Consider the following 12009-nt stretch of genomic DNA (forward strand, 5'->3'; position numbering starts at 1 on the left):
GGGAGGCTGCGCCCATTGTCCCGCCGGATCCGGGCGGTGGCCAACCGGTGCCGTCTTGAACAACCGCGCCGACTCGGCGTCCACAACCAGGCGCCAGCCGGTCTCGGCGGCGAGCCATTCACGCAGCTCAGACGCATGCTGGCGGATCAACCGCAGCGCGTCGTCGTCCGCGCCCGCGGTCAGCAACGGCTTGGCCAGCAACATGCGCAGCGCCTTGCGTCGCTGCGCTGTGCCCTCATCGGCGAAGGCGTCCACTCTCACACCGTCACCCCTACCCGGCGCCGCACCGCGGTCAGATCAATGATCTCAACAAAATGTTGCGGACCGTACAGCACACCGTCGGCGGTCTCGATCCGCACGACAGCACCGTCGGGAACAAGGGACAACCGTATCTCCATGGTGCCGTCACTGGTGGTAGTGTTCACCTCTGAGTCACCCGGCAGCCGCGCCGAAAGCGCGTCCGACAGTACGCCGAGGAACAGCCGGAACGCCTGCCGATCGAGTACACCGAGCTCGGAGAGCAGAACTGGCCTCGTCGTGGCGAGGCGTTCCCGGGCCGCCGCGACCTGTTCGGCTTCCCGCGCGGCCTGCTCGGCCAGAAACCGGCGCTGCTCGGCGCGGTCAGCGACCCGGTTGGGCTGGCCGCGCCGCTCATAGGAGCCGGTCTTGCGCAACTGCGGGCTGATGCGCACGGGCGGCGCTTGGCGCCACGGCGTGCTCGGCGTCGGCTCGTGCTCCTGCCACGCCGCCACCGTCTCCTGGGTGACCGTCAGATGCCGGGCCGGGGTCAGACCGAACGCGGCCCGCCACAACCGGTGGGCGCCCACGTCATCCGGAGCCTGCGCGAACCAGCGAGCCAGTGCCCGGAAGTCCGCCGATCGGTCCGACCGCCCGGACCGACGCTCGTTGAGCGCGGCCACGGTGTCGATGAGCTGGGTGATTGCGGTGATGGCGGCACCGCGCAGCAACCGGGCCTGCGACGGATGACGCGAGTCAGCGGACAGGAACCAGTCCCGCAGACCGCGCCACCGGTTGCGCCAGGCATCGACGGCCGTCCTGATCGCGGTGTCGTATGCGGCCGCTGTGTCCGCTGTGGCGGAGGTATCCGCTGCGGCCGAAATGGCCACGCTGTCGGTGCCGGCCACGCTGTCGGTCGGCAGACCTGGGACGGCATCGGCGGCCTCCCGACGAGCGGCGATCGTCAGCAGCCGGTCCACACCGGCCGCCTCGATCTGGCCGAGCAGGGTGGCGATCTCCGCGCCCCGGTTGGCCAGATCCGCGATGAACCTGTTGATATAGTCGATAAGACGCTGTTTATAGGCGACGAACGCGGCCACGTCACCGTCGGCAAAATCAATCACCCGACGCAGCGACGCCATGAATGCCTGTGCATTGTCGGCGAGCCCGGTGAAGCGCTCGGCCAATGCCAGCAACAACAGATGCACCTTCGCCGGGTCGAGCCGGGCCTCGTCGGCCGTGACCAACTCGGCCAGCGCGCGCAGGTGGGCGGCGATATCCTCCAGCGCCACCGACTGGAGAACACCCCTGCGTCCGATCGCCTCCTCGTAGACGGCGATCGCCTCCTCGGCCGCCTGCCCGGCGGTGGTCAGCTGGTACAGATACCTGGCCCGATGGAAGTCCTCCACACTGGTCACCCGGGCGGTGTCCGGGTCGGACCGCAGGTTTCCCCACTCGACCAGCTTCTCCAACGCCGCGACCACCTGCTCGCCATCCCCCGGCCGGCCCAGATCCGCGCTCACGTCCTCGGGACGCATGTGCACGATGAACCGGTCCCTCGCCCGGGCGAACGTCATCAACACATCCCGATAAAAGGACGCGTTCGGCGCGCTCAGATGCGCGAACGGTTGCCTGGGCACACCATCGGCGCCGACGGTGGTCTCGTCGCTCGGCTTGCGGGTCGTCACACGGCCCAGTATCGCCAACCAGCCAATGCTCGCAGAACGCGGGTGGAACAATATGGAAGGGAACAGGGGAGGTACTGGCACAATAGGGACCGCACGGTTGCCCTGCGGACTCCCCCGGTGCCGGCAGGCAGCGTGAACGGCCAGGCATCCCGAGCACCGCACCGGCACTCACCGGCACCGTGCCTCCCCTCGACCGACTGCCTGGCCTACCCTTTCCACAGGTACAGGGCATTCGGGGAGGGCGGCCGTGGCTGGCTCGGAACAGGTACAGGAAGAGGAACAGGAACAGGAACGCAAGGCTGACCTGGTGCTGGATGCCGGCGGGGTCAAGGGCATCGGCCTGCTCGGCGCGGTGCTCACCCTTGTCGACGCCGGTTACTCCTTTCCGCGGATCGCCGGCACGAGCGCCGGCGCCGTTGTGGCGTCGCTCGTCGCGGCCTACCAGAAGGCCGGCAGGGATCCTCACGAACTCGTCGACGTGATGAACAATCTCGACTACAAGCGCTTCGCCGATCGTTCCGTCGCACAGCGCATCGGAGGTCGCCTCGGTGCGGGCCTGGACCTCCTTGCGCGTGATGGCCTGCATACAGGGGATTACCTGGTCGACTGGCTCGGCCCGGAGTTGGAGAAGGTGGGTGTGACCACGTTCAGCCATCTCGCCATCGACGATCCCGACGGCTCCCTTGCCGACTACCAGTCGTATTCACTCGTCGTGCATGTCAGCGACCTGTCCCGGCAGGTGCTGGTCCGGCTGCCCTGGGACTACGACCGATACGGCCGGGACGCCGGCGCGGCCCGGATCGTCGACGCCGTCCGCGCGTCGATGTCGATCCCGTTCTACTTCAGACCGGTCCAGGTCGACACCGGCAAGGGGACGGCGACCTGGGCCGACGGCGGTCTGCTGGCGGGTTTCCCGATCACGGCTTTCGACCGTACCGACGGCAGGCAGCCGCGCTGGCCGACCTGGGGGATCAAGCTGTCCGGTGAACCGACGGTGACCCGCGACAAGCCCGTCCGCAACCCGGTCGGTCTCGCGTTCCGCTGCCTGGCAACGCTGCGGGGCGACTGGAACCGTTACCACCTCGACAGCGAGGGCGTGAACCGGCGGACAATCTACATCGACACCAGCGGTGTCTCCCCAGTCGACTTCGCGATCGACCGGGAAACCCGCGATCGACTGTTCGCAAACGGCGAGGCTGCGGCCCGAAAATTCCTCAACAGCGGCGGGTCCGGGCTCAGCGGTCACCAGGTTTCCCACTGACAGCACCTGATACATGACGGAGAGCGAGACGGGCGGCATGTGCACCCGCCATCCCGTGCACACCGGCACCAGGCAGTGTCGCAGCCGAGCACAGGTACACCCCGGGCAGTGGTGTGGCCCACGGCCGGCCTGAGAGCACCGGGCGGGCGATGAGCTGACGCAGATCGGCGGTGCCACCGCCGATGTCGCCACCGATCTCGTTGGCGTTGTGCGCCTCGAGCGCCTTCGGTGACATCGTGTGCCGGGCCAGCACCCGGTCCCGGAACCCGGGCGCGAACCGCTCCACCTGCGCTTCGATCGCCTCGGTCATGTCGACCGTGGAACCGAGTGGAACATGGCAGTAAGCCCACGCGGTGTGCCGCCCGGCCGGGGCACGGGAGGGATCCGCGACACAAGCCTGCACGAACAGTACGAACGGGCGGGACGGATGCCCGCCGCGGGCCACCGTCCGTTCAGCCGCGGTGACCTCGGCCAGGGTGCCCCCGAGGTGCACGGTCGCGGCATCGGCCACGGACGGGTCCTGCCACGGCACCGGACCGTCCAACGCCCAGTCAACCTTGAACACGCCCGGCCCGTACCGGTAGCGGGCCAGTGCGCGTCGGTAGTCGGCTGGCAGCGCAGCGCCGGCGACCGTGAGCACCTGGCGCGGGGTCAGGTCCAGCAGCACCGCCGCCGCCCGCGGCAACTCGGTGAGGGAGCGCACCGGGCTGTCGGTGACCAGCTCCCCGCCAAGCCTGCGCAGCCGTGCAACCAGAGCGTCCGCAAGCGACTGGGACCCGCCGACGGCGAGCGGCCAACCGACACGATGCGCCAGCACCGCGAGGAAAAGCCCGTACCCACCGGTGATGGGTTGGCCCAGGTCGAGCATGGAATGGGCGGCGAGGCCGGCGAGCAGCGCGCGGCCACGATCGCCCCGCAGCGCCAGCCGGGCGAGCATCGTCGCCGGCCACAGCCCACGGGCCCCGAACCGGGCCAACGTCACCGGGGCCGCCGGCGGCAGATCCAGCGGGGTGAGCAGGCCGGTGGCGAGACGATCTGCGTCGGCGACGAGCGGGGCGAGCAGCCGGCTCCACCCCGACCCGGCCCCGAGATCGGTGTCCGTCTGCGCGACATCGCGATGCAGCAGCGCCGCCGGCGCGTCCTCAAACGGGTGCGCGAGTGGCACCGGCGGATGTGCCCAGCGCAGACCCTCCGCTGCCAGGGGCAACGCACGCAACGCAGGCGAGGCCAGCGCCAGCGGCAGCACGGTGGCGCACACATCGTGACGGAACCCCGCCACGGTCAACTCCTCGGTGCGCAGCCCGCCGCCGGCGGTCGGCGCGGCTTCGATGACGAGCACCCGCCAGCCGGCTTCGGCGAGCATGACCGCACCCGTGAGCCCGTTGGGACCGGAGCCGACGACGACCGCGTCGAACCCGTCCGCGCTACGCCGACTCACCGGGCTGACCCATGTGCCATGCCACGGACGCCACGCCAGCAGGATACCCCCCGACCGCCGGCCGTGATCGGGCCCGTCCAGCAGCCCAGCGGCGGTACTTAGAGCGACCGGCAATAGGGGCGCTCTTACAAGCCCTGGGACCGAAGCCAGTCGAGCGAGGTCTGGGCGATCTCGCGCCAGCCATGGTCGACGGTCAGGGAATGACCGCGGTCGAACTGCTTGAGTTCGGTCACCGCGCTCGAGTGCCGGTAGCACTTGACGGTGGCCCGGGCGATCGTATCGGGAGCCGTGTGATCCTGGCGGCCGGAGATGATGAGCAGCGGACCGCGGCTCGAGTTCTTCACGTCGACCTTCGCCGGGGAATTCGGCGCGACGTTCGCGGTCGCGGCTTCGAACAACGGGCGGGCCGGCGACGGGATCGTCCACATGTCGTACAGCTCGTCCGACTCCTCACGGCTCAGCTCGTTGCCGAATCCATACCTGAACTCCTGCTTGTTCGGGACGAAGCTCTTGGTGAGATTCAGCGGATTCCGCAGGACCGGGAACGCGGACTTGAGCTGAGCGACGGGCAGCGGCAGAACTCCCCGGATCTGCGCTGGATCGATCGCGATCGCGGCGGCGGCCAGATTCTGTCCCAGCAGGCTCTGCGCAATGAGACCACCGAAGGAGTGGCCGATGACGATCGGCTTGGCGGCAAAGGTCTGCAGAAAATCGCCGTGATGACTGATGATCTCATTCAGTCCCTTGCCGGCCTGCGCTTCCGGGTTCCCACGGGCCTCTTCGACCGTGGCGCCGGCCCCGGGCCATTCGGGAGTCGCCGTCTCATAGCCGGCTTCTGTGAACAACTCGGTCCAGTTCCGCCAGCTCGTCGAGTGCAGCCACAGACCATGGATGAACACGACTGGCACGCTCAGCGTTTTCATGATCCTGCTTCCCCTCGACAGTCCTGACCAGTCCACCGACGCACAAATGAATAGTCAAAGCCGATGAAGTCAGAACTGTCAAGGGGGGCGGATACGATCCACCTACTCAGGTCACCTATCTCAGGTCACCTATCTCAGGCGCGGTGCCGACATGTCATGCCAGTAGGTTGATACCGGTTCGGCCGGCAGCCCGACCGGGAACCGGCTGGATGTGACCCGCCGATCACATGTGAGATCCAACAGAGCTCTCAGTTGCAATTACGCTCAGTTGAACTTATAGGCGGGGAGATTCGCCGTGACGATGTGCTGGTGGAAGCTGAACACTGCCGGGTCCGCCGGGTCGACCGTAGCGCTGACCCAGTGGTTGAGCGAGCTGCCGAACGTCATCACCCGGGTGAAGTTCTCGATCACGTTCCCCGCGTCGTCACTGAGCGGCTTGTCCACCGTGAAGTAGTGACTGTCACCGTTGACAAGAACAACCGGCTTACCGAAGTCGACGGTCGCGCGGGCGAGCAGGGCCTTGGTGTCGGCGAAATGATCGGTCGGGTCGATGGTCGTTCCACCTGGGGTAGCGGAACTGTCACCGAACATGTCGGCCTGCAGGGTGATCATGACAGCCTTCGAGCCACTCGCCTTTGCCGCCGCAAAGGAATCGGTGATCCACTGCAGGTTGGCGGCGTTACGCGCGGCATACTCCGCGTTGGCCTCGGCCTGCGGGCCGTCCTTGATGTCGCCGTCAGGAATGTAGTTGTTGTTGCTGCCGGGGACGTTGATGCCGACGTAGGTCACCGGGCCGCGCGCCCAACGCACGTTTTCCGGGTACTGCGAGCTCTGCCTCGTCAGCCGGATGGTACGACTCCCCAGGCTCCGGTTGTCCGGAAAGAAGACCTGGCGGAGGTAGTTCAAACGGTCGACCGAATCGAACGTCGGCCCCGCGGTGGACGGCCGGTCACAGTCCGTCCACTCGTTGTCGCCGGGAACGTAGACAACCGGATCCCGGAATTGATTGAACAGGTTCAGAGCATATTTGTAAACATCCGGCTGGCCGGCCTTCTGCGCGGAACCGTCAACGTCTGCATAGCAGGGCTCGCTGCCGTTCTTGATATCGCCGTCGAATACGGAGAACTCCAGGTTCCGGGAATTCATGTCGGCGATGACGTCGGGATACTGCACCCGACCTTTGGGACCGTACGGCATGTCGCCGAAAAGCCCGATCTCATAGTTCCGGGTGGAATGCTGCAAGTCGTGTCGATCGGTGTCATTTGAATTGGCACTGGCCGCGGTGGCCGTCACGCCGCCGGCAACACAGCCGAGCGCGAGAATCACAGCGGTTAATCCGACGACCTTGCGACGAGAAGTCATTGATGACCTTTCTGACGATGATGCGGGTACAGGGAACAAAGCAGCAAAAAACGACGTCCACGTGATGCCTGGACGAACACCTCGCGTCCGACAGATTGCGGTTGTCATGCTCTGCGCCGACCCGACACCGACAGGCCCACCACCACACGCTCAGTTGATCACATGCTACCCAGCGTCAAGGTAGCCGACGCTGACATTGACCGATGGTGACATCTCGAAGCCATGACCGAGACCGACGGGGTGGGGTCTGCGATCAAGAGAATTTCCTGACCCCCCACACCGAGCGCGACGCAGCGCCCGGCAGCGTCGGTGGTGGGTCCGCCGTAACCTTGGGCACATGGTCAACCGCCTGTACTTCCGTCAGCTGCTGTCGGGGCGCGACTACGCCGTCGGCGACCCGATCGCGACCCAGATGGTCAACTTCACGTACCTGATCGGCGATCAGGAAACCCGGGACGCGGTCGTGGTCGATCCGGCCTACGCGGTCGACGACATCCTCGCAGTCCTTGCCGGCGACGGCATGCGGCTCGCCGGCGTACTGGTCACACACCACCATCCCGATCATGTCGGCGGCGAGATGCTCGGCTTCTCCCTCCCCGGCCTGCACGATCTGCTCGGCCGCGTTCAGGTTCCGGTGCACGTACACCGTGACGAAGCCGAATGGGTGCGGCGCACCACCGGGGTCGGCGCCACCGACCTGGTCAGCCATGACCACGATGACGTGGTCGATGTCGGCACAGTGGCCATCCGGCTGCTGCACACCCCCGGGCACACGCCCGGAAGCCAGTGTTTCCTGGTCAACGGCGGGCGACTGATCGCCGGCGACACGCTTTTTTTGGAAGGCTGCGGACGTACCGACTTTCCGGGAGGTGACCCCGACGCCATGTACACAAGCCTACGAGCGCTGGCCGCGCTCCCGGACGACCCGGTCGTCTTTCCCGGGCATCTCTACTCGGCGCAGCCATCGGCACCGATGTCGACGGTTCGGCGCGACAACAGCGTTTTCCGGCCTCGTACCATCGAACAATGGCGGATGATGTTCGGTCGGTAATCCGACCCGGCGATGTTGCGCTTCGTGCCGATCCCGTCGCCAACCCATCGGCATTACCAGCAATACCCAACTGGGTTCAACCGATTACCCAACGAATTCTCCGCCGCCGTGACACGGATCCCACCCGCTGATCCGCAGAGGCGCGCGATAGCCCACCAGCCGGCCCCACCAGGAACTACGTGCGTTGACAACGTTCAGTCGGCGTGGCACGGTACCAGGACACCCTTACGCCGTAAGTCGAGGAAGAGAAAAATACGCGCCATGGCCACGAGCGTTCCGCCGGTAAACCTCGTGTCCGGCCGCCGGGACGGCGACGAATCACTCCACCGTGGCTACCTCGGGTAGTGAGAGTACGGGCCGCCAGAGACAACGACCATAGCGATCGTGATGTTCCCCCGACATCGCATCCGCGAACACGAGGAGATCAAGCTCGGAACGCCGAACGCCGTCGACGGTCAGCGCACCACCCGCGAGAGGCCCCCGCCATCGCCGCTGCCGACCCGAAGACCGCGAGCCGTGGCCACGGACGGGACCGCCTCCCTGCCCGTGGTCACGGATTCGCCTTCGCCACCCTGCACCGTCATCCCGTATCGGTGGCAGCAGGCACGTGTAAGTTCTCAACTGTTCCGACTCGGCCGGTCCGGTCCGCTTGTTCGCGCCAAGTGACCGGATGGTGATCTGCCGGGCACGTTTCTCGCGCAGCCGCAGGTCTCGTGAATCGAGGACGGTTAGTAGCCACCATGGCGAAGAGCAACGGATCCGGTACCCGTCAGCCACTCAGTCGTGAGCGGATCCTCGATGCCGCTGTCCGACTCGTCGACCGCGATGGCGTCGACGCGCTCAGCATGCGCCGTCTCGCCGGCGAGCTCGGTGTGGAGGCCATGTCCCTGTACAACCACGTTCCCAACAAGGCCGCGGTACTCGACGGGGTGACCACCGTCATCCTCGATGAAATCGATGTCAACCCGGCGATGATCGGACCGTGGGAAGACCGGATCCACGCCATTGCCGGTGAGTTCCGCCGCGTAGCGCTGGCCCATCCTGCTGCCTTCATTCTCCTGGCCACCCGGCCGGTGCGCTCGAAAGTGGCAGTCCGGGCTTTCGAAACCGGGGTGGCCCTGCTGGCTGACGCCGGCTTCGACCAGGCCACCTCCGTCCACGCGATACGCGCCATCGTCGCTCTGCACACCGGGGCGCTCCTACGCCAATTCGCCGGCGGAGGGAGTTCGCTGGTCGAGCGGTCCCAGTCGCCCGACGTGCGTGCCCGACAGGTCGCGGAGCTCCAGGCGAGCGGTTTCCCCGCGTTGGCAGCGGCCGTTCCCGATCTTGCGACATGTAATCATGATGAGGAATACCGGTTCGGGATGGAGATACTCCTGGCCGGGCTCCGCCAGCGTCTGGGCCGGCAGCCGAAACAGGGGGCCGAATCGTGACGTGACCGAAGGGGTGCGACCACAGCCCTCTTCGGCACGCAGCCACTACTAGGCAATCACAGAAGGTTATCTGACGCTTCGATACGTGTGGGCTAGCGGTGGTTTCGGCGTGATGTGCCCCCCATCTGACCGTTCGGTGATCGCCCGGGGACCGCCACGCGATTGGGTTAGGTCGCCGGACCTCGATCGCGGTGGTCGAGGGCGGCAGTCGGCAGTCAGACGTCGGCAGGTGCGGCAAGGCGGCAGGGGCTCGGACTGAGGGCTCTGGCTGCGCCAGCCCTGGCGGTGGACTCACAAGGAGGTCCGCATGGTGGGTGAGGAGCGTCCCGGTACCTCCGCGTGGCGACTGCGGGCGGCCGCCCTTGGGTGTGCGACCGCATACATGACCGGCTCCGCCGTCGCGATCGGTACTGTGGCCCCTGCGGCCGGTGTGTCAGGCGGTGTCATCGACGGCACTGTCGTCTCGGGTCCAGTCATCCGTACCATCGCCGTTCCCGACCGGTTCACCGCAGCGACCAGCAGCCCCGTTCCCGCGCAGCGATCCGGTGCTGCCGACCGGGTCACACCGGGTGTGGTCCGCATTGTCTCCAAGCTCGCCTCCCAGAACGGATCCGCCGCGGGAACCGGCATGGTGCTGAACTCCGCCGGTGAGGTGCTCACTAACAATCACGTCATCCAGGACGCCGCAAGCATCACCGTGACCGTCGCCAGCACCGGACGCGCGTATCCCGCCACTGTCGTCGGCGCCGATGCAACCGATGATGTCGCCGTGCTCCAGTTGCGCGGCGCTGCCGGGCTGACCACGGTTCCGATCGGAGACTCGGCGAAGGTCTTCATCGGCGATTCCGTCGCCGCCGTCGGCAATGCCGAGGGTGGGGCACCGACCGTCGTCACCGGCGCCGTCACCGCCCTCAACCAGAGCATCACCGCCACCGACCCCGGTGGCGGCAACGCGGAGCAGCTGACCGGCCTCATCAGGACCAACCTCGCGATCAAACCCGGATTCTCCGGTGGTCCGCTGGTCAGCGCGGCGGGTCAGGTAGTCGGTATGGACACCGCTGCCACGATGTTCAACGAGTATCTACCGGCCGGGATGCGGGCTGGCTACTCCATCCCGATCAACCATGCGATAGCCGTCGCTCGTCAGCTTGAGGCCACAAAGCCCGCGGGCACCGCAGGCCGTGACGATGGTCGTGGCGCCGCGACCGGCGCCGCGACCGGCGCCGCGACCGGCTCGTCCGCCGCACGGGTCATGATGACAGCGACTGCCACCCGCAGTGGTGACTTCCAGGACAACGGCGCCGAAGGCCGACGAAACGCTCCCGTCGCGCCGATGCGCGCGATCATGTCGCAGGCCGGCCAACGACCCGTGCCGTCTCGGCGTCGCCGCCCCGGCCGGCAGTCCGGGCCCAGTGAGTCGCGTGGATGAATCTCCCGCGCCTCGCGATGCACGCACCCCGACCCCGCTTCTTGATCCACGCCCTTATTGTCGGACGCTCTAATAACCGCGACGACAGTCGACCACGTTGAGCAGGCGCTCACCGGTCAACCACAGACGGATCTGACGCGCGAAGAGAATCTCCAGCCGGGAACGACTGTTCGGCGAGCACCAGGTGTGGTGCGGCAGGACGACCACATTCGGCCGCTGCCACAACGGATCCGTCGCAGGCAGCGGCTCCCGACTGAAGCCGTCGAGGACGGCACCGGCGATGCGGCCGGCGTCCAACAGGGCGATCAGCGCATCCTGGTCGACGACCGGACCACGGGAGATACTGATGATCCAAGCGTGGGACGGCAGCTGCGCAAGTTCCCGTTGACCGATCAGGCCCGCGGTCCGGTCGGTGAGCGGGAGGGTGCACACGAGAAAGTCCGTGTCGGCGAGCATCTCCCGCCACGAGCCGTCGTGCACGACTGCCGTGACCCCGGCCACCGTTTGTGCCCGTGGGCTGCGGGTAACGGCCACGACGTCCAGTCCGAGGGGCTCCAGCAGCCGCGCCACCTCCATGCCGATCGAACCCAGGCCAAGGAGCAGCACACGCCGGCCCACCAGATCCCGCGGAACGATGCTCGTATCCCAGATACCGTGGGCGCAGCGACCGAGGAAATCGACAAGCCTCTTACTTGCCATGAGCACGCCAAGCGTGACCCATTCGGCAATAGGTCGGGCATAGGCGCCCGCCGCATTCGTCAGTACTATCCGACGAGCTGCCAGTTCCGCCAGTGGCAGGTCGTCGACCCCCATCGAGTCGGAATGAATCCAGGCCAGTCCGGGGTAGGCATCCAAACACGCGCGCAGCCAGGACCGACCATTCTCCGAACCAGGTCCGCCGCTGCGCCACAACACCGCCACCTGGTCAGCCATCAGGCCCGACCGGCCGGGAGCGTGCGGGTACACCGCAAGCGGCAGTCGGCCTCGCCTCTTCATGTCGCCGATCGACCTCGCCCCGGCGGCAGTGGTCACGACATGGGTCACGACATGGACGGATGGCACCTGCGCACGCTACCTCGACCGGGGCGTGCGGCAACCCGCGGTCGGCGGTCCGCGCAGAAGGAGACGTACGACCCGGCATGGTCGATCCAGGCCGGTCACGCATTTTGTCCGGCACGCATTTTGCC

The 12009-nt window shown here is 66.9% G+C and carries 10 protein-coding genes; 4 read left to right on the plus strand and 6 right to left on the minus strand.

Annotated elements, in window-relative coordinates:
* Nucleotides 1-261: DUF2398 family protein (locus U9978_RS20470; protein ID WP_322762760.1), on the minus strand; the 261-nt coding region annotated here is incomplete at its 3' end.
* Entirely contained in the window at nucleotides 258-1943 is a 1686-nt protein-coding gene (locus U9978_RS20475; RefSeq protein WP_322762761.1) for a TIGR02677 family protein, read from the minus strand. The genes U9978_RS20470 and U9978_RS20475, both read right to left, overlap by 4 nt.
* 229 nt (nucleotides 1944-2172) lie before the next feature.
* Between U9978_RS20475 and U9978_RS20480 the strand changes: the two genes are divergently transcribed.
* On the plus strand, nucleotides 2173-3186 hold the full coding sequence (locus tag U9978_RS20480; protein ID WP_322762762.1) for a patatin-like phospholipase family protein: 1014 nt from the start codon (nucleotides 2173-2175) through the stop codon (nucleotides 3184-3186).
* On the opposite strand, the gene U9978_RS20485 is transcribed toward U9978_RS20480, so the two are convergent.
* The 3 genes from U9978_RS20485 to U9978_RS20495 form a co-directional block, all read right to left on the minus strand.
* Nucleotides 3161-4624 (minus strand): NAD(P)/FAD-dependent oxidoreductase, encoded by a 1464-nt coding sequence (locus U9978_RS20485; RefSeq protein WP_322762763.1) that lies wholly within the window; start codon nucleotides 4622-4624, stop codon nucleotides 3161-3163. The genes U9978_RS20480 and U9978_RS20485 overlap by 26 nt on opposite strands.
* A gap of 125 nt (nucleotides 4625-4749) precedes the next feature.
* Entirely contained in the window at nucleotides 4750-5547 is a 798-nt protein-coding gene (locus tag U9978_RS20490) for an alpha/beta hydrolase (protein WP_322762764.1), read from the minus strand.
* A gap of 264 nt (nucleotides 5548-5811) precedes the next feature.
* On the minus strand, nucleotides 5812-6909 hold the full coding sequence (locus U9978_RS20495) for a hypothetical protein (protein ID WP_322762765.1): 1098 nt from the start codon (nucleotides 6907-6909) through the stop codon (nucleotides 5812-5814).
* Between the two features lie 337 nt (nucleotides 6910-7246).
* On the opposite strand from U9978_RS20495, the gene U9978_RS20500 reads away from it, so the two are divergent.
* The 3 genes from U9978_RS20500 to U9978_RS20510 all read left to right on the plus strand — a co-directional run bounded on the left by U9978_RS20500 (nucleotide 7247) and on the right by U9978_RS20510 (nucleotide 10822).
* Entirely contained in the window at nucleotides 7247-7960 is a 714-nt protein-coding gene (locus U9978_RS20500; protein ID WP_322762766.1) for an MBL fold metallo-hydrolase, read from the plus strand.
* A 740-nt stretch (nucleotides 7961-8700) separates the two neighbouring features.
* Nucleotides 8701-9393: a TetR/AcrR family transcriptional regulator C-terminal domain-containing protein gene (locus tag U9978_RS20505; protein WP_322762767.1), complete on the plus strand. Its 693-nt coding sequence runs from the start codon at nucleotides 8701-8703 to the stop codon at nucleotides 9391-9393.
* Between the two features lie 307 nt (nucleotides 9394-9700).
* Nucleotides 9701-10822, plus strand: coding sequence for a S1C family serine protease (locus U9978_RS20510; protein ID WP_322762768.1), 1122 nt, complete (start codon nucleotides 9701-9703; stop codon nucleotides 10820-10822).
* Between the two features lie 69 nt (nucleotides 10823-10891).
* Here the strand turns inward: U9978_RS20510 and U9978_RS20515 are convergent, their stop codons facing one another.
* Nucleotides 10892-11884 carry a D-2-hydroxyacid dehydrogenase gene (locus U9978_RS20515; RefSeq protein WP_322762769.1) on the minus strand — a complete coding sequence of 331 codons (993 nt, stop codon included), beginning with the start codon at nucleotides 11882-11884 and terminating at the stop codon, nucleotides 10892-10894.
* Nucleotides 11885-12009: the final 125 nt, after the last annotated feature.

The sequence above is a fragment of the Protofrankia sp. Cr2 genome (assembly GCF_963555885.1).
In the GTDB taxonomy this organism is placed as follows: Bacteria; Actinomycetota; Actinomycetes; order Frankiales; family Frankiaceae; genus Protofrankia.